5 protein-coding genes are annotated in these 23,452 nt (G+C 42.1%); all 5 read left to right on the forward strand.

Translation table 11 applies throughout. The features are described from left to right. Nucleotides 1-13: 13 nt before the first annotated feature. The 5 genes from BV375_RS02540 (at nt 14) to BV375_RS02560 (ending at nt 23,430) form a co-directional block, all read left to right on the forward strand. Nucleotides 14-3,700: a hypothetical protein gene (locus BV375_RS02540; protein WP_086756921.1), complete on the forward strand. Its 3,687-nt coding sequence runs from the start codon at nt 14-16 to the stop codon at nt 3,698-3,700. Further along, complete coding sequence (locus BV375_RS02545; RefSeq protein WP_086756923.1) at nt 3,693-9,149, forward strand: hypothetical protein; 5,457 nt, start codon at nt 3,693-3,695, stop codon at nt 9,147-9,149. Before BV375_RS02540 ends, BV375_RS02545 begins: the two co-directional genes overlap by 8 nt. Nucleotides 9,150-9,302: 153 nt before the next feature. Next, complete coding sequence (locus BV375_RS02550; protein WP_086756925.1) at nt 9,303-12,206, forward strand: contractile injection system tape measure protein; 2,904 nt, start codon at nt 9,303-9,305, stop codon at nt 12,204-12,206. A gap of 47 nt (nt 12,207-12,253) precedes the next feature. After that, nucleotides 12,254-16,618 (forward strand): DUF4157 domain-containing protein, encoded by a 4,365-nt coding sequence (locus tag BV375_RS02555; RefSeq protein WP_166507353.1) that lies wholly within the window; start codon nt 12,254-12,256, stop codon nt 16,616-16,618. An 806-nt stretch (nt 16,619-17,424) separates the two neighbouring features. Next, the gene (locus BV375_RS02560) at nt 17,425-23,430 is read left to right on the forward strand and encodes a hybrid sensor histidine kinase/response regulator (protein WP_086756928.1); all 6,006 of its coding nucleotides are present in this window, start codon (nt 17,425-17,427) and stop codon (nt 23,428-23,430) included. Nucleotides 23,431-23,452 lie beyond the last annotated feature (22 nt).

Raw genomic sequence — 23,452 nt, forward strand, 5'->3', positions numbered from 1 at the left:
GTACCTGAATTCCATGTTGGAATACCTAAGCATCTCGAAGCGTCAGCCTGAATTTCCTGATTATCTAAATTTTCAAACATTAAGAGAAATCGGCATCACACACCTACAGGCTCTGTCTGGGAAACTTTGGACAGATTACAACCTGCACGATCCTGGCGTGACTATCTTGGAAGTGCTGTGCTACGCCGTCACGGATTTGGGCTACCGCAACAATCTGGATATTCAGGATTTGCTAGCCTTGAATCCGGCTAGCCGTGATAGCCAAGAGAACAACTTTTTTACCGTTGATGAAATACTCACTTGTAATCCAGTCACAGAGTTGGATTTACGCAAGCGCCTGATTGACATTCCTGGTGTCCGTAACGCTTGGCTGGAAAAACTGACAACCTATAATCCAGCCATCTACGTAGACTATGCTCACAACCGCCTGCAATCCACTCTGCCAAATGGTCAATCGGCGGAAAACGCCCCACGTCTTCATCCAAGAGGACTTTATACCGTTTATATTGACCTCGATCTCGGATACCGCAAGAATGCTTGTGGGCAGCTTTCCCGTTCCTGGTCTGATACCCTCGATCAAGTGAAAGGTGTGCTGTGTAACTATCGCAATCTCTGCGAAGATTTTCACGATATTGTCGTTTTAGGTGAAGAAGAAATTGGTATTTGTTGCGATATTGAACTAGTCGCTGATGCTGATGCGGAGGATGTATTAGTAAATATATATACACGATTAGAAGCATTAATTTCGCCTCATTTGCGGTTTTACACTCTACAAGAATTACTAGATAAAGGCAAAAGCATAGCCGAAATTTTTGCTGGCAGACCTGCGGTTCTTCATGATGAACCTTACGACAGTCATGGGTTTATTGATACTGACGAACTGGAAGCCCTGACTCCACCTACAATCATCTACACTTCAGATTTATACCAAGAAATATTAAAAGTGCCAGGTGTAGCAGCAGTTAGGCAACTGAGCATTACTAACTATATCAATGGCTTACCGCAGTCACAGCACCCCTGGTATCTGCACCTGACGCAAGGATATAGTCCAATGTTGGGGGTTGAATACTCCAAAGTTACTCTTTTTAAGGGTGTTCTGCCGATCGCCGCAGATGTGAATGAGGTTAAGCGCCGCTATTATGAACAACAAACTGCATATATTAAAGCCCTGCGGGAAGATTATGAACTAAATTTGCCTGTACCACAAGGTAGTTATTACAACCTTGCCGATCATTATTCGATTCAGCACGATTTTCCCCTCACCTATGGCATCAGTGAAGACGGTTTGCCAGAAACGGCTTCAGCATTGCGTAAGGCCCAAGCCCGTCAATTGAAGGGATATTTAGTATTTTTCGATCAGTTTTTAGCCAACTACCTTTCCCAACTCACCCATGTCCGCGACCTATTTTCCTGGGAAATTGATCGAGCGAAGGATCAGCAAATTGAGTATAAAACCAAACAACCGCTCAGACGGCAAACTTACTTTATCCAGGCTCTTGATTTCCCAGACCGTCCCGCCATCATTGGTGACAATTATCTCAAATCGCTCCAAGAGGAATTAGATACAGATAGCTACCGCGATCGCCGCAACCGTTTTCTTGACCATCTGCTAGGTCGTTTTGCCGAGTCCTTTAGCGATTATGTATTGCTCAACTACCGGATGACCAAAGGACACCGCGATCAAGACAAGCATCAAACAGAGATTATTCACGACAAGGCCCACTTTTTAAAAGACTATCCTTCTTTAAGCCGCGATCGCTTCCGCGCCTTCAATTACTGCAATTCTCATGAGGTATGGGACACCAACAATGTATCTGGCTTTAAAAAGCGGGTTTCTCGCCTGCTAGGCATTGAAGATGTGCGGCGGCGTGATCTCTGCCATTATCGAATTCATCAAGATGCTGGTGGTTTTACCTTTTCTGTTAGCTGCGGTGCCCAGAAACAGCTATTAACTAGCCAGCAAAGCTACGCTACCCAGAAAGATGCTCAGGCTGCTCTAGAGAAGTTTTTGCTGTTTGCTCTACATAGCGATTTTTACAAGCGCCTTACTTATAGCTATGACCCTACCACCGCAGAAGAAGTTGGTGCTGCGGTAGGATTAACCACCTACGGTTACGCCATAGTAGATACTGAAGGCAAAGTTTTAGCTGCAAGTACCGAGCATTTACCCACGCCCCAACAGCAAGATATAGCTCTGCAAAGCTGGTTTAGTAACATTCAAGTTAACCAAAATCAATTTAGATTTACAGTCGAAAAGTCCAACGCAGCCTATTTGTTTACGCTAAAAAATAACACTACTGAGCAAATCCTGCTGCAAAGTGTAGACTTCTATGCCTCAGAAGTTGTTGCTTGGAAGTCTGCTGGTAAGTTTGCAGAACACCTGCGCTATTTAAGCCGCTACGTCACTCCTGCCACCGATCAAGCGGGTCAAAGCTATAGCCTGGGTATTACCGATCAATCCGGTAAGGTAGTGGCGATTGCACCTACACAGGTTAATGCCTTTGAAACCTTTAAGCTGTTGAACTCGGTTGAGTCATTGTTGCAGATTGAAGCTGTGACAGGAACAACCTCCGGCTATCGCTTTCTGTTACTAGATTGGCAGGGAGCCACCTTATTACAGGGTACAGAGTTATTAGAGAATGAAAATGCCGCCCGCGATCGCTTTTATCGCGACGTGTTAGGTATTTTAGAGCCGACAACCATCTTCCCTACAGAAACTAAAGACGGTTTCGGCTTTCGGGTACTGAGCCGACCACGGGATCAAAAAAGTGAAGTCGCTATCCACCCACAAAACTATACAACAGCATCCGAGCGTGATGCTGCGATTAACCGTTTGTTTCTCCTGGTACGCACTGCTCGCCTGACCACGGAGATAACGCAACAATCGCCTGCTTATGTGGGTCAGGTGTATGACAAACACGGGCAAACTTTACTACAGAGCCAGCAACGCCGAGACAAAATAGAAGACGCTTGGCAGCACGGCAATATATTGCTAGAACTTGCTCAAAAACGAGATAATTTCCGTTTAATTGATGGTGACAATGGCCCCTATGGCTGGGAACTGACCAACAAAGGCAAAGAACCAATCCTCGCTACCAAGTATTACGCCAACAAATCCGAGCGAGATCAAGCTATTACCGCAATACAGACCCGCATCAACGATGAAGGATTTCATTTGCTGGAGCATATTCTCCTTCGTCCGCAAAAGAATTTACCTGTGTCTATTTCTGGGGAACTCGCAACTAGAGAAAATTTTTTGCCCATTTTTGTGACTGCGGATGATGCCACAACCATTGGAGAACAACCGACTTTAACCTGCCAAGACCCCTACTCTTTCTGGATCAGCGTCATTCTTCCTTACTGGCCAGAGCGCTTTGGTGATATGGATTTCCGCAGTTTTGTCGAACGTACCTTGCGACTGGAAGCACCAGCCCACGTTGCGCTGAAAATTGCTTGGCTAGATGTGCGCCAGATGAGGGAGTTTGAAGTTGCCTATCACGACTGGCTAGAGGAATTAGCCCAGGATACTTGCTCAGGTAATGCTTGCGATCGCACTGGAGCGCTCAACCGTCTCCTGGCAATTCTACCCCAACTGCGAAGTGTTTATCCCCAAGGCATCCTATACGACTCCCAGACAAGTAGCCCTGACGATCAACCAATTATTCTCAACCAGACTGCCCTAGGAACTGCCAATGATTAAGGCTATAAACACCATCATCAATCGAAGCGGCTACCCCGTATTTACACCTAACCAGGTGTTGACCAAGGATGATCTGAATCATCTTGTCAATTACCTCGATGAGCAGAATCGTCTCACCCGTGCCTACCTGATTGGCGTGGGAATTGTTTGTGGGCTGGAGGTGAGCAGTACCTATGAAACAGCACAGGCGCAGATTCAGATCTCAGCCGGATGCGGCATTACTTCTGAAGGTTATGCGATCGCTCTTGCAGACACGACGCTCAACCATTATCAACCTGAACAGCTAGTTTCTGCTGCTTTGTTTGCACCAAGTCAAAAGCAATACAAAGTTATAGAACTGTTTGCGCAAAGCGGCGATAAAAACATACCTCTACATAAAGCTGCTGACGGCAGTTTGCGAGATGAAAAAGCGTTTCAGGAATTTCTGAGCGATCGAGTACTGGTTGTAGTCTGTGAACTTCAGGATGTGCAGCGCGACAACTGCCGACTTGATTACAATAACCTCAGCCAAGAGCGTAGTCTGCTTTACCGCTTTTTTTTGCTACCGCGTACTCAAAAGCCGGACACAGACGAGGAGGCGATCGCGGCGGAAACCCTACTTCAACAAGGGTTTCAGGTGGATCAATTGCCCTCATATTGGCAAGGGTTGGGCACTGAGGCAGTTTTTACCGCACGCAATCATTATCTCCAAGAATTTGACCATGAGCTTCAGCAATTTAGAGATTTTGCTCCCAAGGTGCAGCGCTTCGGTTATTCACAATCCGAGCAAGTTGGCAAGAGTGTAGATCTAACTAAAATCAGCGACTACAAGGCATTCCGGGATAACTACTACCTAGTTTGTCAAAATGCGATCGCGGCAATTGATAATGCTTTTCCAAAACTTTTTCGGCTGTTCTCGCCTTTTTTCAGTTCTTTTCAACCTAATTCAGCAGATGATTTTAGTAACCTGAAGCAGCGGCTGGAATTGCTACTAGAAGCTATTAAGCCACAGGAAATTCGCCAACAAACTGTGCCATCAGAAAAGGTTGAGCCAACCTACGCCCTGCAATATTTTTATGATTACCTTAGTCAACTGGTTGCTGCTTATGATGAATTAGCTGAAGCAGCCTTTGACTTGATGGATGACTGCGCCCCAGATACTCAGCGCTTTCCCAAATTTCTCATGCTGGGGATAGTTCCGTCTCCCAACCAAGCGCTGAAAGGATACGAACCAGCTTCAGCTTATCGTAGCCATTTCACCCAGCCCCCGATTTACAACGGTAATCAGCTGCGTGTAAAACAGGTGCGTCATTTGTGCGATCGCCTGCTCAACTTGTGTCAGGAAAATAGCTTTTACCTGCTACCATTTTCTGCAACTCCCCTGAAAATCACGCCCAGTAAAGATAGTTCAGTTCCGTTGAGTGAACAAGCCATTCCTTATTACTTAAACTACCCGCAAATTTATCGTTACTGGAGCTACGATGCTTACCGTAAAGGTAGAAGTCACCTACTGCCTGCTTATTTCACCCTAAAGGAAGATGACAAAACAGCATCTATTCCCAAACGCGATGATTTAGTGTATCGGTTGGATGGTCAGAATTTCTACCGCATTGAGGGACATATCGGCAAAGCTAACGGCGACGCACTCAAACGCATCCAGGAATATCAGCGGCGCTACAATTTGGCGTTTGATGTCATCACCCTCAAACTTGGTAGTGAAGCTAGTCTCCAAGATTTGAACATTTCTGGTCAGTTTGATGACCTGGAATCAGATTTTAGGCGGATGAAAGAGACTTTCGAGAAACTTTGGATTAAGTATGCAACAGAACCAAAAAATGCCTTTCTGCAAACACTGAAGCAGGTTTTCTTTGGCCAACCTAGTCTGACTGTCATCAATAGCAGCCAACTATTTAATCCTATTCTGGAGATGGCTCGGAAACCAGAAGCCTACGAATTTGTCCAAGAAAATGCAACTCAGCGTTATCGGCTATTCGTGCGCGACAAAACCAATCAGCAAATTGCACGCTACGTTACTCAAGCTGCCAACACTGAGGGCAATAACCTCAACGACTTTAACACCCTGAGCATTGATTTTTCCGGACTTACTGATGATGACATTAACAAAGAAAAGCAACGCATCATCAAAGAGATAGCTGACTGCTTATCCTTGGGCAAAATTACTTATGAAATAGTAAGTGATTCATCCAAAAATTATCACCTAAAGCTTTCAACAGAGTATCAAGTAAACTTGCCGCCCGGCGATCCTTCCAGGACGTATTCCATTGTTTTACTTTCGTTAAATCATTTTGCTGTTAGCTTTGATAAAAACAATTCACCAATCATTCAACAACCGGATTTTCAAGACGTTGAGACTCTTTATAGTTTGTTGCGAGATGTGCCTGCAACATTTAATACTGACGAATACCAAATGGGTAACTCCCAGGCAGCTGAGGAACTAAACTATTTTGAACTCATAGGACTGATAGAAGCTTATCAGCGGAGACTTGAGCAACTGATGAAGTTGCATTTGTTCAACAAATTTGTCGAACAACATCCTGGTGTAGAACACTTAGGTGGAGTACCGAAAGGTGGCACATTTATTTTGGTGTACGTAGATGGTCAAGAAGTTGATGAACTTCTAGTTGCTGACAAAGACCCGGCTATTTATAAATTACTTAGCTTACGCACCGCAGCTATTGAAAAAACTGCTGCTTTCCCACCTGCTGCGCCTCAAGAAGTAATCAGCAGTTGGGAGAAACTATTCCCAGAATTGCAAAAGCGTAAGGATGTAGTCGTAGGCGATTTTTGCTTACCTTATCGCTGTAGTAGCGACGCACCCGCCGTCAGTTATGTATTAGCCAGACCACGCCCGATCATTTTGCTGGAGAAAACAGTCTTTTGTGAAGATGATAGCAATAAGTATCAATTTACCCTGGAACCGGAAGGTGGCACAGTTCGGGGAGAGGGAATTTTGTTTGAGGGAATCAAACAACTCTTCCAGCCAAGTAGTATTGGCCAAGCTAGTAAAGACGAGCTGGCTAAGGGTTCGGAAATAGCCATCACTTTCGCCTATGCCGTAGACGATACATACGATACGCTGACTGTAACTATCTATCCTAAGCCACAAGCTAATCTTTCAATTACTCAAAGTCAACACTTCTGTCACAATGCTGGGGCATTCGAGATTGCGCTGGCTGAGGGAACACCTGAAAATGTCGAGTTAATTCAGGTGAGCATTGACGGCAAAGACACCAGGATTTTAGATACCAGCCAATATGCAACCACAAATCAACCGCAGCAAGTTACAATCGCCGCATTGATTCGCGATCGCCGAACCCAGTGTGAAAATACTGTTACTCGTACCGTTACAGTTAACTCCTCTCCTGAGGCTGAATTATCAGTTACTCAAGGTCAAAGTTTTTGCCATAATGCCGAGTTAGTAGAAATAACCTTGGCTGCGGGAACACCTGAGAATATCGAGTTAATTCAGGTCAGCATCAATGGCACAGATACCAGAATTTTGGATATCAGCCAATATGCAACAGGTAGTCAACCACAGCAAGTTACGATTGCCGCACAGATTCGCGATCGCCAAACCCAATGCGAAAATACTCTCACCCGTACCATCACAGTCAACCCCCTACCTGCGGCTGAGTTGTCAATCACTGAAGATCAAACCTTCTGTCAAAATGCCGGGGTAGTAGAAATTACCCTAGCTGCGGGCACAGCTGAGAATGTCGAGTTAATTCAGGTTAGCATCGACGGCAAAGAAACGCGGATTTTGGATACTAGCCAATATGCAACAGGCAGTCAACAGCAACAAGTTACTATTACTGCACAGATTCGCGATCACCAAACCCAATGCGAAAATACCCTCACCCGCACCATCACAGTCCACCCTCTACCCGCGGCTGAGTTGTCCATCACTGAAGGTGACAACTTCTGTCACAATAGCGGGGTAGCAGAGATTACCCTGGCGGAGGGAACGCCTGAGAATGTCGAGTTAATTCAGGTCAGTATCAACGGCACAGAAACGAGGATTTTGGACACTAGCCAATATGCAACAGCTAGTCAGCCACAGGAAGTTACTATTACTGCACTGATTCGCGATCGCCAAACTCAATGCGGAAATACACTTACCCGCACCATCACAGTCCACCCTCTACCCGCGGCTGAGTTGTCCATCACTGAAGGTGACAACTTCTGTCACAATAGCGGGGTAGCAGAAATTACCCTAGCTGCGGGCACATCTGAGAATGTCGAGTTAATTCAGGTTAGTATCGACGGCAAAGAAACGAGAATTTTAGATACTAGCCAATATGCTACAGGCAGTCAGCCTGAGACTGTGACAATTGTCGCACTGATTCGCGATCGCCAAACCCAATGCGGAAATACCCTCACCCGCACCATTACAGTCAGCCCCCTACCCGTAGCTGAGTTGTCAATCAATGAAGGTGAAAACTTCTGCCACAATGCCGGCGTAGTAGAAATTACCCTGGCTGAGGGCACACCTGAGAATATCGAGTTAACTAAGGTGAGCATCGATGGAACAGACACCAGGATTTTAGATCCCAAGCAATTTGCAACAGGTAGTCAACCGCAGGAAGTGAAGATTGAGGCACAGATTCGCGATCGCCAAACTCAATGCGAAAATACCTTGAGCCGTACTGTCACAGTTAATCCTTTACCTGAGGCAGACTTTCAGGCAGAGATTGCCAACATCAACGCACAAGGCTTTTCTATTCGGGTATTCAATATTCAACCGCCAGAAACATCTTTTAGCTTTGTCTGGGAACACCCCGGCGGTAGCCTTAACACCAGCAATCCTGGTAATAGTGAGTTCATCATCAGCTATAACTATGATTTCAACAATTGGGTAGCTGGTGCTGAGGTATCTATTACCTTGCGGGTTAACACGCCGCCTACCCTCGGTAGCTGTAGCAGTGAACCAATCACCAAAAAGATTGCCATACCCTCTAGTAATATGGTGGGGTTTAATTTGTTAACCATCAGCAATAGCCAAGTGCTTAAAAGCGCTCCATTGGAGAGCGATAACACTTTCAGACTATCGGAATTTAACCCAAACAATGAATACGCGATCGAAGCTGTCACTGTCCCAGCAACCGTAGATCGCATAGTATTTACTTATACTGCTCCTGGTGATGACGCGAAGAGTAGCACACAAGTTAATCCACTTTATCACCTACCCGATGGCTGGCAAACGATTGTAGGCGTCCATACAATCACAGCACAATCCTTTAAGGAACTTAACGGCACTCAGGTCGAAAGTGTAGCTTCAACCGTGATTATTCGCATCACTGACAGTGAAGCCGACACTCCCACCGCCACCCCATCCACACCCTCAGCTACATTGCTCAATCGCCTGCGGGTTTTATTTCAGATGAGGGATGGGCATCTTACTGATATCAAACCCGTTAACCGTTATCGAGAACCTACCAATATGACATAAAAAAATCTCTTCTCTCTGTGTCTCTGTGGTTTCAGATTTCTTACCGCAAAGGCACAAAGTATTTTCAAGATAGTCTCTCACGGGAAAAACTCACAACCAAGCATAAAAATTCTTACCCCTTCTACCTCCTGCCCTCTGCCTTATTTTCAGCCTATGACCAAACAACGCCACATCATTGGAAGGACTGTATTAGAACTCGATATCGGGCGAATAGCTGATGTATGGAGTTTACAGGAAGATGTGAGTCGCTTGTTTCAGCAGCAGGGCGTGCAGGAAATCGAGCGTCTCTTAGATGAATTGGTGGGGGATGAAGAAGTGATTCGGCTGGATCGGGTGGTGGTGGAGGTAGGTTCCGTTGACCGCCGATTTTTAGCAGATGAATTTATTGGCAACTTACTGGACGCCCTCAGGCAGACTTTAGGCGATCGTCTGGCAGATCGGGTGGTGGCTAGTGCGAAAACCGAAAAAACTACCCGCGATGCCTTCGACAAACCCCTTTGGAGCGATCGCACTACTTCAGATTGGGAGGTGTTACTCTACTTTTTGAGCTATGGGCGATTGCCTTGGTGGTGTCCTTTTGGGGATTGGCAAGCTTGGTTCCCGCGTTGGGAAGCGGTGATGCAAACAGATACCGCTTGGCAGCAATCTCTGCGGGAATTACTGACAAGCAACCAAGCAGCACGGCAGCGCCTAATTGAGCAGTTGCCAGAATCCTTCCTACACCAGTTGATATTGCAGCTACAGCCAGCCTGGACGGTCTGGCCTACGCTGCTGGCGCAAGCTAGGCAGCTGATGCAGTGCTGGGAATTAAATAGTAGTGCTATTCGATACCTGGATAGGCAAACCTGGCTATTACTACTAGAGGAAATTGGTGCAGATAAGGCACCGACAAGGCCATTTCCTGCAACCTGGACTGGTAAATGGTTAGCCCAACTTGTGGAAAACTGGCCGCAACGCCCAGACTTTAATCAAATTCGTCAACGATTACTCCCTATCCTAGAAGCAGTTCCCAGCGACGAGCAGACGTTCTGGCTGACAGCGCTAGACCAGGTTACAGTGCGATCGCTCAATCAACCCCAGCAAGCAGCAGAATTTTCACCAAATCTACAATCCAGCCCCAAGACCGATTGGGAAGTTTTACTGTACTTTTTACAATCTGGTCGTTTGCCCAGCGAACAAGCATTAGCGAATTGGCAAGACTGGCTACCACGGTGGGAAAATGCCATCCAGAATGAAACAGCGTGGCAGATGCCAATACGGGAATTACTGAGAAATAATTTAGCAGCGCGACAGCGATTAATCACTCAGTTACCGGAAGCTTTGCGGCATCAACTACTATTGCAATTACAGCCAGCTTGGACGAATTGGCATATCTTGCTGGCTCAAGCCAAACAATTAATGCAGTCTTTGAGCTTAAGTAGCGATAGCTTCGAGGAATTGTCAATACAGGCTTGGGAACTACTGCTAGCCGAAATTGGTGCAGATAATACATCCGTAAGTCCTTTACCCGCCGCAACTTGGACTCGTAACTGGCTAGCCCAACTCATGCAAAACTGGCGCTGGTCATCAGAACCCGATTCACAGCCAGAAGTTTGGCCTCCCGATCGCAACCTTAATCAAATCGCTCAGGAACGATTACGCACTAGTATTGATGCTGTATCTCCTGCGCAAAGATCCCTGTGGCTGAATGCATACAAGCAGGTGCTAGAGGATAAAGAGCGATCGCCCCAAAATCCTGAAGTTAGCCCTAAGGCGGATTGGGAAGTGTTGCTCTACTTTTTATCTTCTGGTCATTTGCCCAAGCAACCGACATCAGAGAACTGGCTGACCTGGCTAACCCGATGGGAAACAATTATCCAAACTGAAACAGCGTGGCAGATGCCTCTGCGGGAGTTACTGAGGAATAATGTAGCAGCACGACAGCGATTAATCACTCAGTTCTCGGAAAGCTTACGGCATCAGCTAGTATTGCAGTTACAGCCAGCTTGGATAAATTGGCACACCCTGGTGGCACAAGCTAGAGAACTGATGCAAACTTTGAACCTGAGCAATGATATCTGTGAGCAATTGAATCAGCAAGCTTGGCTGCTACTTTTAGCTGAAATTGGCTCAGATAATGCATCAGCAAGACCCTTACCAGCAGCTACCTGGACTCGCAATTGGCTAACCCAACTCGTGCAAAGCTGGCAGGTAGCACCGAACTTAAATCAATTAACCGAACCTTCCCCCTCTGTTGAAGCAGCAGAACCAACACAGAACAGAGCCAATCAGAACTCGCGCCAACACCTGCGTAATGCGATCGCAGCATTACCAATTACCGAAAGCACTCTTTGGCTAAATGCCCTCGACCAAGTGCTAACTGCTACATCTGCACCTAGCATTCCCTCATCACAGAATGAAACGGATACAGTTAGCGACAGAACTACAACGCCCACAGACGAGCCAACCCCATCGGTAGAGCAGGCAGAAATCGGTACTCAAGAACTTAACAACCCGCAGAGGATACCTCCCCGACGGGCTAGGGGTTCTACATTATCAACCGAAGAAGAAACGGCGGGGCTGTATGTCAACCAAGCAGGACTCGTACTGTTGCATCCGTTTTTACGCATATATTTGGATGAGGTGGGGTTGTTAGATGGCGAATCTTTCCGGGATGAATCGGCGCAACAAACAGCGATTTACCTGTTGCATTACCTAGCTACCAAGCAAACCGACGCCCCCGAATATGAACTGGTGCTGCCCAAATTTCTTTGTGGCTGGCCATTAGACGAGCCAGTTTCTCGTGGGCTAGATTTACCCGCAACCGCCCTAACTGAAGGTGAACACCTATTGCAAACTGTAATTAACTATTGGGAAGTCCTCAAAAGCACCAGCCCCGACGGTCTGCGAGATGGCTTTTTACAACGTGCGGGCAAACTCACCCGTAGCGAGGATGGTAACTGGAAGCTTCAGGTTGAGCAACAGGCGATCGATATTTTGCTGAGTCGCCTACCTTGGGGACTCAGCATGGTGAAGTTGCCCTGGATGGGGGACATTCTCATTGTGGAATGGCATTAGCACAGCCAAAGGAATCTCACGATTACTTTAATATATAAGGAAAACCTATGAAAAAGAACGAGAACCAAAAAAGCACAAATCATCAGCCAGCAGCGCAAAAACCTTTTTTTGGGGCTAGCCCAGATGGGGCATTCTTTTCGGCAGACAAGGCAGCGTCTACACCTTTTTTTCAACCCAAAGCTGTCTCGTCATCAGCCATTCAAGCTAAATCAGCTACCAGAGAGCCAGAGAGCATAAGTCAGTCAGTGGTGCAACGAATGCCCGCGTTTGAAAGCGAAGTCAATACCAAGCAGGCAGATCTTGTACAACGCCAGACTGACCTAGGGAGCGAACTGGAAGAAAAAGAACCTGTTCAACGACAGGTTGAAGAAAAAGAGAAGCCTTTCCAAACGAAAGCGGATGGTAAACAGCCTGCTAGCGTCAGTTCATCTAGGGAGCAACAGTCAAATAACACAGGGCTGCCAGATAATCTGAAAGCCGGGATAGAAAACCTCTCCGGTATGGCGATGGATGATGTGAAGGTGCATTACAATTCCGACAAACCAGCCCAGTTACAAGCATTGGCATATACTCAAGGCAAAGATATTCATGTGGGGAAGGGGCAGGACAGGCATTTAGCACATGAGGCTTGGCATGTGGTGCAACAGAAGCAAGGGCGGGTAAAACCGACCATGAAATTCAAAGGAAACGATGTGAATGATGATCCAGGCTTGGAGAATGAGGCGGATGTGATGGGTGCAAGAGCAAGCCGTGAGCAGATACATAATCCGCTAAGGGCTATGCCTGCCCAAACTAAAAAGGCCAATGCTCATTTCAATTCAATTGAAACTGGCAAAGCAGAGCCTGTTCAGAGAACGATTATTCAACTAGTCTACAATGCAGATGAGAAATTAAAAGAAGCACAAAATAAAAAAGACCAGGCTTTAACAAAAATTAAATCTAAGGATTATGAGGGTGCTAGAAAGCTATATGTTGATGTGAAAAAAATTACCAGAGACATATATGAACGTAATGCAAATCCTAGCTCACAGGACAAGGTCTTTAAAAAACATACAGACGGTGCTAATCAATGCCTAAAAGAGTTAATTGCAGGAATTCAAGAAACATCCCAAAAAATTATAGATGAATTAACTAATAAAATGAAAGATTTATACAAAAAATATGAAGATAATCTCAATCAGTTGTACGAGGAAATTGCTAGTCGAATTTTTAGAAACCAAGGCATTAAAGAAATAACAGAAGGTTTAACAAAAGAAGAAAATAATCTCATAGAAAATATCGAAAAAATCGCTAACGAATATAAAGAAAAAGAATTAAAAGATTTCAATGACAAGGCAAAAGAAGATACAGACGTAAGCTATAGTATAGACAAAACTCGCACAGCATCTATTTCTGACACCAAATTGATTCCTTTGAACTTTGACAAATTTGACCAATTAAAGGAGAAAGACAATGAGTTAAAAAAACAATTTAATACTCAGAAAAAACATATAAAAACATTTGCACAAGATCCCCAAAACGAAACCCTTAGAGAACATACTTATATCATCCTTGTAGCAGGATCTGAGGAACGAAAAAATGAAATCGCTAAACTGTTTAAAGATGAGGTAGCCATACAACTAACCATTTTCAAAAAAGTTAATAAAAAACACCGTTCCGACCCCATAACTGATATTGTAAACCTACTTCAAGATATTGGCGTCAAAAATGTATACTTAGCATTTAATCTGATTGAGAAGGTAGGAGACAAAGGAAGCATCGCTGAAATCAATCTCTATCAGAAAAAAACCAAGGTCACGAAGGATAACCCCAATCTGAAGAATGTTATTGGTTTCTTAGATAGCCTTAAATACGCTTCCCTTTCTAAACTAACCGATTTCGTCGCTGAAGTGGGCAAGGTTTGCGACTTAGTATCCATCAAGAAAATATGGGTAGCAGCCGAAGCAAATAGCAATATTGATAAGACCATCTCCTTCTTTAATGGGAATAACATACCATCAACCCTAGCTGAATCTGCTGCTGACATCGGATTGGCATTTGCCCAAAAGACGGGGGGCAGTAAAGCAGAAGATTGGGCAAAATTATTAAACATAAGTGAGTGGAAAAAAGAAAATCTGATTGCATTAGCAACCGCTTTTGATAAAAATAGCGGTAATGCCACTGCTGAACGTTGGACAGAAGTAGCAAAAGCAGATCCTTCTCTCGAAACCAAGCCGGACGAAGTAAGAGCGACTGCCAGACTAAATATGTTTGCAAATAATGATTGGTATGACAAAGCCATTAGTAAATCTTCCTCAGAGCAAAAGGCACAAAAGAAATATACCCAACTACTTTATGCTCTATTAGGTGAGCAAAAATTGAAAGATTTAGGAGCTATCAATTTTGAAAATATCAAAGGAGATTTCCTCTCCATGTTGGTATTTTTCCATCGACATATTGCTTCATTTAAAGCGGAGAATGGTCAGGGTTTTGACAGGGATAATGTAGGTGAAGGCAAATATGCCAGAAGCAACAAGGATCATCCCCTGAATCAACAGTACAAGGAATTATTATTCGGAGAGGGTGTAGATGTCAGTACATTGCTCCAACCTCTTAACTCGGCATTATTAAAACTTCAAGGGGGAAGCGTTACCTCAAAACCTGTAGGAAGTACTACATACAGTACAGACAATACGGGAAGAATGAGTGTGGCTTCAGCAGGTCTTCCTTCCCATAACCTCAAAATCCTGCAAGATCAACAAGGAATTATAGCTGCTTCCAGTAATAAAGAGGAGGCAATCAAAAAACTCTTCAAAGATCCCCGACTTACTACCCCACCCAAAGACAGTCGTTCCGTTGATAAAGAATCTTCAATCACTGATGAGTTGCTTAAAAAGCAAAAAGACGCTTTAAAAGAGAAAGTTACTAGAGATGCTCGGTACAGCAATTTTCACGATGGTTTGTTACAAGATAGAGGAACTTTAGTAAACCAGATTAGTACTGCCATCAATAATATTTCTGGAGGAAAGCAGGTTTTAAACGCCATAGGCTCGGAAGATCATCCTAGTTTGATTTTAAAAGTACCTAAGCCTAGTAAAAATTTCATTTACAACAACGCAGAATATAAAGATACGAAAAAAATTGTCTCCCAAATAGCGAAAGACTTCAACGCCGCACCTAACCAGGCAATAAAAATTACCGAAAGAGGAAGTTTTGGTTTTCAAAGGCCAACTATTGCAGATACTGGAGACTCTGTAAGATTGTGGCTGGGTTACGCCCCCATTGAAGCTCTATTACCGGGGCTTAAAGTTATAGTAGAAAAATTGACGAGTAAAAATTCTGCTCGCAATCTGGACAATATTAACGACTTGACAAATTTAAAAACAGACACTTCTAAGCCAATATTATACATAGAGGCACTAAAAACGGCTATGCGCCATGCTTTTATAGTTTTAGAGAAAAAAGTGGACACTAAAGCTTCCACAGAGAAAAAAAGAGTTTATGAATGGTTAAAGTCAAGAATGCTAATAAAACTCCAGCAAGCTGGAATTTTATTAGAAAAAGGTAATGCTTTATATGGTAAGGATTCAACCTCTACACAAGAAGATAAAAACAAACATTTTGCCATCACTGCTGACATGACTGACAAGCTACAGGAATACTCTATGCTGTATACAGCTACTACCTTAAACAGCACAGTTAATCCTAATGCTGACCACACAGAATCAGGAAAATTTAAAGATGATACAGATGTTTACGAAAAAAATGTCATATCTAAATTAACGGCTACTGATTATCGGGTCTTCTATTTAGACAGTGGTGAACAAGCCCTGATAACAGCAGGTATCCTGGCGAACAGATTTCAGAAACATACCGATGAAAATACAAAGAATGTGGAGAAAAGTGAATACATTAACAAGAATCCATACTTTGAAATAAGTGTGTTTGGTGGAGATAAACGCTCTAATCTCACCTCTAACGCTTCGGGTAATATTGTTCATTCAGACTTGTCTCCGGTTATCACTGAAGGGATAACCGCACCAAAACCCAAAACTGACACTCAAAATGAAGTAAAGAGAACCTGGCAAGATTCAAATGGAGACGTTATCAAAAGCGATATGATCCCGATTATTGATATCACGAACAGTAGCATTGATGATGTAGTAAGTTTAGGTAAAATGCCCAATAATTTCATTATCGTAGAGAGTTTAACAAAACATCAGCAACTTGGGGCAGATAAATTTATCATGGGTCGATTGATAGCAGTTAGTAATACCAAAGGAACAGAAGGCAATAACCCTCTTGACAAAACGAATTTCTTGGATCTGGCTCAAAAAATCGTAGGGCCGGTGTCTAATGAAGCTTACAATCCTCTTTTAGCTAAAATAAGAGCCAACATGGATAAAGCCCTTTATTCCGATGATTTAAAATAGCCAGTGCGATCGCTTTTCTGCTGTGGGTAAGCGATGTCTAACAATAAGCCACTCTGTATTTATTCACACTTTTTCATTACAAAGACGATCGCACAATTTATGTAATAACTTGACACGACTCTGAAGTACCTGTTGCTCTGTCAGCATATTTTCAGTGCGATCGCTATTTCCCAACCGCGGATCATAAAAACCTGCTGCTCAAACTGCGATAATCTGAGCTAGACATTGTTTGCAGTGCGATCGCTTTTGTAGCTTGTAGCGACTGTTTTAACAGTCAAGCGATCACCTGCTCAAACTGCGATAATACGATTTAGGCATTGTTTGAAGTGCGATCGCTCGATAGTTATACCGTTTCACTTTCATCATGATACAAATACGTTGATAAGGACACGGTATTGCCGTGCCCCTACGAGAGATCTATCTGTAGCAAAGTTTTCGTGAATTGGTATTACACATAGGCGATCGCCTTTGACCACAATCATTAATAATCACTCATCACATCTATGCAACCCAATATTCCCAAAAACTGGGACTATCTCGCTTTACTTTTGCGATCGCACAAAACAAGGCTTCATCTTGATCTTGGGCATGGAGTACTACCTCTCCCAAGCCACCTCAGCGTTATAAACCAGAAAATCAGGTAGAGAAAAATAACCACTTGTGCATTCCAAATTGCGATCGCTATTAACTCCATGATTGCAAACGTTCTTTAATATCTCTTCAAGCAAAAGAGCCGAATTTACTATTATTGATGTAAAGTTCATTAATCAACTGTCTACTCATCTCCCACAAGCGACAAGTCAAAAATGAGTATTACCATTGCTGGTTATAACATCGTTCAAGTTTTATATGACGGTAGTACTACTTGTGTTTATCGTGCCTTAAGGGAGTCTGACCAAACCTCTGCGATCGTTAAAACACTTAAAACTGACTATCCGACTATAGAACAGCTTGCTAGATTGCGGCACGAATATCACATACTCCAATCTCTGAATATAGAAGGAGTTGTGAAACCACTGGCTTTAGAAAATTATCAGAATGGGCTAGCATTAATATTGTCAGATTTTGCTGGAGAGACACTAAAAAATTTAATCGATACTCAAAACTTTGAATTAAGTAATTTTTTGCAAATTGCTATTTCTTTAGCTGCAACAATTGCACGCATACATCAAAATAAGATTATTCATAAAGATATTAAACCCCAAAATATTATTATTAATCCCCAGAATTTAAATATTAAAATTATCGACTTTAGTATTGCATCCCATTTATCTAGAGAAAATCCAACTGTCAGCAACCCCAATTTAATCGAAGGTACACTTGCCTATATGTCTCCTGAGCAGACTGGCAGAATGAATCGCTCTCTTGATTATCGTACCGACTTTTATTCTTTGGGAGTCACTTTTTATCAGATGCTCACTGATTTGCTACCTTTTGATAGTAATGATTCGTTAGAAATAATTCACTCACACATTGCTAAAATTCCAGCTTCACCTCACGAAATCAATTCAGATATTCCGCTAATAGTTTCTGAAATTGTAATGAAACTTTTAGCCAAGACAGCAGAAGATAGATATCAAAGTGCTTTAGGGTTAAAAGCAGATTTAGAATTATGTTTACAGGAATTAGAACAGAATGGTCAAATTCCTGAATTTACTATTGGACAGCTAGATTTATCCAGTCAGTTTATCATTCCTCAAAAACTTTATGGCAGGGAAGCAGAAGTAAATATATTATTAAATGCCTTTGAGCGTATCAGCAACGGTCAAACAGAGATGATGCTGGTATCGGGGTACTCTGGAATTGGCAAATCTTCTTTGGTGAATGAAATTCATAAGCCGATTGTGCGCCAGAGAGGATATTTTATTTCGGGTAAATTTGACCAATTTAAACGTAATATTCCATACTCTTCATTAATTCAAGCTTTTCAAGAACTAATGCAGCAATTGTTAACAGAAAGTGCTGAAGCATTAGAAAATTGGAAATCTCAACTCTTGGCAGCGCTTGGTCAGAATGGTCAAATTATCATAGATGTCATACCGGAAGTAGAACGCATTATCGGTTATCAGCCTGCAATAGTAGAATTAAGTAGAACAGAATCTCAAAATCGTTTTAATCGGGTATTTCAACAGTTTATTCATGTTTTTACTAAACGAGAACATCCCTTAGTTTTATTTTTAGATGATTTACAATGGGTGGATTCAGCTTCTCTAAAATTAATAGAGCTAATTATTACCGACCCGGACAGCGAATATTTATTATTAATCGGAGCTTATCGAGATAATGAAGTCAGTGCTACTCATCCCTTAATCCAAGCATTAGAGCAGATTCAACAGGTTAGAAGTATTGAGAATATTGTTCTATGTTCTTTGAATATTGACTGTGTGTATCAAATACTAGCTGATACTATACATAGTAGCCAATTAATAGTTAAACCCCTAGCAGATTTAGTATTTGATAAAACCCAAGGTAATCCGTTTTTCTTAACAGAGCTACTCAAATATCTTTACCAAGAAAATTTCATCAATTTTAATTTTTCCCAAGGTGTTTGGCAATGGGCTATTGAGCGGCTACAAGATATTAATATTACAGATAATGTTGTCGAATTGATGGTCGGCCAGATTCAAAAGCTATCATTGGAGACAATTAATGTTTTGAAAATAGCTGCTTGTATAGGAGATAAGTTTACTTTAGAAGTTTTAGCAATCGTTAATGAAAAAACTCAGCTTGAAACGGCTAATGACTTGTGGAAAGCTTTACAAGCAGGTTTAGTTATACCTTTAAGTGATGCCTATAAAATACCTCTGGCTTTTGAATCTGAAACTGCAACAGAGCAGTTAAACATTACTTACAAGTTTTTGCACGACCGAGTACAGCAAGCATCTTATTCTTTAATTCCCGATGATTTGCAAAAACAAACACACCTAAAAATAGGTGAATTACTGCTTAAAAACACATCAGCAAAAGATATAGAAGAGAATATATTTGAAATTGTTAATCATTTAAATATTGGAGTTGAATTAATCTCTCAAGAAACTCAAAAATATGAATTAGCCAAACTGAATTTAATAGCAGGTAAAAAAGCTAAAGCAGCAACAGCTTATGAAAATGCTGTTAAATACAGCACAGCAGGATTAGCACTGCTTACAGAAGATAGTTGGCAGAGTCAGTATGAACTAACATTAGCGTTACATACCGAAGCAGTAGAAGCAAACTACCTAAGTGGTGACTTTAAGCGGATGCAGGAATTTATTGAGATAGTGCAAAACCGCGCTAATTCCCTAATAGATACAGTGAAGCTGTACACAGTCCAGATTCAAGCTTACGTATCACAGAACCAGCTCAAAGAAGCGCTTAATACAGGGCTAAAAATCTTAAAGTTATTGGGGGTGGAATTTCCTGAAAAAGTAAACCACTTAGATATTGGGCAAGGATTTGAGGAAATTGCATCAATTTTGAATGGAAAAGAACCTTCTGATTTAATTGACTTACCTCTAATGACCGACCCTGATAAATTAGCAACCTTGAGGCTGTTATCAAGTTTATTTGCTGCTACCTTCATTGTTACGCCAGAACTGATACCTCTAATGGTGTTGAAACAGGTCGGTATATCCGTCGAATACGGCAATGCTGATGTTTCTCCCTTTGCTTATGCCCTTTATGGCTTTCTTTTGTGCGGGGTTGTAGGAGATATTGAGCAAGGCTATCAGTTTGGTCAATTAGCTTTGAATTTGCTATCAAAATTGAATGCTAAAGAAATCAGCACCAAGACCAGCCACATGGTAAATGTCTTTGTCCGACATTGGAAAGAACACCTCAGGAATACCTCAGAACATTTTCGCTCAGATTACTCTAACGGGCTAGAGACTGGAGATTTAGAATATGCTGCCTTTAGTGCATTTGAATACTGTCTTTTCTTATATTTAAGTGGTCAACAACTAACTGTCCTTGAAAGAGAAATAGTAACTTACGGGGATACCATTAGAAAACTTAAGCAAGAAACAGCACTTAATTATCACGAAATCACTTGGCAAGCCGTTCTAAACATGATGGGAAAGGCTGAAAATTCTTGCATTTTAAAGGGTGAAGCTTACGATGAGCAGAAAATGCTTCTCATTCATCAGCAAAGCAATGATCAAGTAGCTATTCAATTGTTATACTTTCACAAATTTGTGCTTTGTTATTGGTTTGAAGACTACTCTCAAGCGCTGGAAAATATCGTTCAATTAGAAAGTTATTTTGCGGCAGCTACAGGAATGGTAACGGTTGGTCTCTTTTATTTCTATGATTCTTTAGTGCGGATTGCCCTATATATCGATAGTCCACAGTTTGGGCGAAAAGAAATTCTTGAACGCATACAAAATAATCAAGAAAAATTACTGAAATGGGCAGATCATGCCCCAATGAATTATCTGCACAAATTCTATCTAGTGGAGGCAGAGCAGCATCGAGTTTTAGGTGAAAAATTAGAAGCAATAGAAAATTACGACAAAGCGATCGCACTTGCTAAAGAAAACCAGTACATCAACGAAGAAGCCCTCGCTCACGAACTCGCTGCTAAATTTTATCTGTCATGGGGTAAACAAACCATTGCCCGCATCTATATGACTAATGCTTACCAAGCTTATAGCCATTGGGGAGCGATCGCTAAACTCAAAGATTTAGAAGCACGCTATCCCCAATTGATTATGCGTAGACACGAAGTGGCTTGTCTTGAGACATCGCAGAACATCGCAAACATCAATATAGAAAATACTTTAACAAAAATAGCCACGACTGGAGGTAATTCTCAAGTTCTCGATTTAGCCACAGTCATGAAAGCCTCACAAGCTCTTTCTGGGGAAATAGTGTTAGATAAGCTACTAGCAAAATTAATGCACATTGTTATTGAAAGTGCTGGTGCAGAAATAGGATTTTTGATTTTAGAGGACTCAGGGAAACTATTTATCAAAGCTTCAGGCAGTATCGGAAAAAATGAGATAAATGTACAGCAACCCATACCTGTAGAATCAAGCGAACAGTTACCCATATCTGTCATAAACTATGTGCATCGAACTCAGCAGTATGTTGTATTAAATAATGCTACCCGTGAAGGAGTTTTTACAACAGATAGCTATGTGATCAACCATAAACCAAAATCAATTTTATCTACGCCGATTGTGAATCAAGGTAAAGTTATTGGCATTCTGTATTTAGAAAATAACTTGACTGTAGGGGCATTTACACCACAGCGATTGGAAGTTTTACAACTTTTATCATCTCAAGCAGCAATCTCGATTGAAAATGCGCGTCTTTATAATGATTTAGAGGAGTATAACCGGAACCTAGCAGCGAAAGTACAAGACCGAACACTAGAGTTACAAGATAAAAATTTACAACTACAACAGGAAATTGGCGATCGCCAACGTGCAGAAGAAGTAGCCGAAGCTGCTAACCGCGCTAAAAGTGAATTCCTTGCTAGTATGAGTCATGAACTCCGTACCCCGCTGAATGGGATTTTAGGTTATACGCAAATTTTCCAGAAAGATAAAACTTTAACTAGTCAGCAAAAAAATGGTATTAATATAATTCATCAGTGTGGTGAACATCTATTAACACTGATTAATGATATTTTAGATATCTCCAAAATAGAAGCTCGCCAAATGGAGCTTTATCTTAAAGAGTTTAATTTAGTAGAATTTCTGGAAAGCATTGTCGCAATCTGTCGCATTGGTGCTGAGCAAAAGGGAGTTGTACTAATTTACAAGGCCCTTTCTCCTCTGCCAATAGCAATTCGAGCAGATGAAAAACGATTGCGGCAAGTTTTAATTAATTTACTGAGTAATGCAGTCAAATTTACTGAGAAAGGTAGTATAACTTTTCAGGTTGGCTCTCATAATGGGAAACTGCGGTTTCAAGTTGAAGATACAGGTATTGGCATTGCACAAGAGCAATTAGAAGAAATATTTTTGCCGTTCAAGCAGGTTGGTGAGCATAGTCGTAAAACAGAAGGAACAGGATTGGGATTGGCAATTAGTAGTCAATTAGTGCAGATGATGGGTGGTGAACTCAAGGTTAAAAGTACTTTAGGCAAAGGAAGTATTTTTTGGTTAGATTTAGATTTACCTCAAGTTTTTCAACAAACTAATATTAAAAGTATTAATGAAAGTAACATCATCAGTTTTGTTAGTTGTAAACGCAAAGTTTTAGTAGTAGATGATAAATGGGCAAATCGCTCTGTTTTGGCAAATTTACTAGAGCCTTTAGGATTTGAAGTCATGGAAGCAGTAGATGGCTTAGATAGTCTGCGCATAGCTCGTGAATTTAAGCCAGATTTAATTTTTATGGATTTAGTCATGACCGTAATGGACGGTTTTGAAGCAACTCGCCGTCTCAGGATGTTACCAGACTTAAAAGAAGTAGTAGTAATTGCTCTTTCAGCTAGCGCTTTTGACTTGGATAAACAACAGAGTCAAAAAGCTGGTTTCAATGATTTTATTCTCAAGCCATTCAGGCTATCTGAGCTTTTAGAAAAAATAGGAATTCATTTAGGTTTGGAATGGGTTTATGAAGAGGTGAAAACTGGTAATCAAGAGCAAGAAGATCCGAATATAAAATCTAAAATACTCAATGCAGAATTTATTGTTCCCCCAGCAGCAGAAGTTGCAATCTTGCTAGATTTAGCAAAGAAGGGTGACTTACGAGCTATTATCCGACAAACCGAAAAACTAGAACAGTTAGATGAAAAATGGGTAGCGTTTGCCACTCATGTACGTCAACTTGCTAAAAGTTTTAAAGGTAAACAACTACGAGACTTTTTGAAACAATATTAAAAAGTTTGATTAAGCAGGTTTT

Origin of the sequence: Nostoc sp. 106C, from assembly GCF_002154725.1 — a bacterium.
GTDB lineage: Bacteria > Cyanobacteriota > Cyanobacteriia > Cyanobacteriales > Nostocaceae > Aulosira.

Coding starts and splice junctions, on each gene's coding strand:
- BV375_RS02540 (WP_086756921.1), top strand. CDS start 14: ATGTTGGAATACCTAAGCATCTCGAAGCGTCAGCCTGAATTTCCTGAT.
- BV375_RS02545 (WP_086756923.1), top strand. CDS start 3,693: ATGATTAAGGCTATAAACACCATCATCAATCGAAGCGGCTACCCCGTA.
- BV375_RS02550 (WP_086756925.1), top strand. CDS start 9,303: ATGACCAAACAACGCCACATCATTGGAAGGACTGTATTAGAACTCGAT.
- BV375_RS02555 (WP_166507353.1), top strand. CDS start 12,254: ATGAAAAAGAACGAGAACCAAAAAAGCACAAATCATCAGCCAGCAGCG.
- BV375_RS02560 (WP_086756928.1), top strand. CDS start 17,425: ATGAGTATTACCATTGCTGGTTATAACATCGTTCAAGTTTTATATGAC.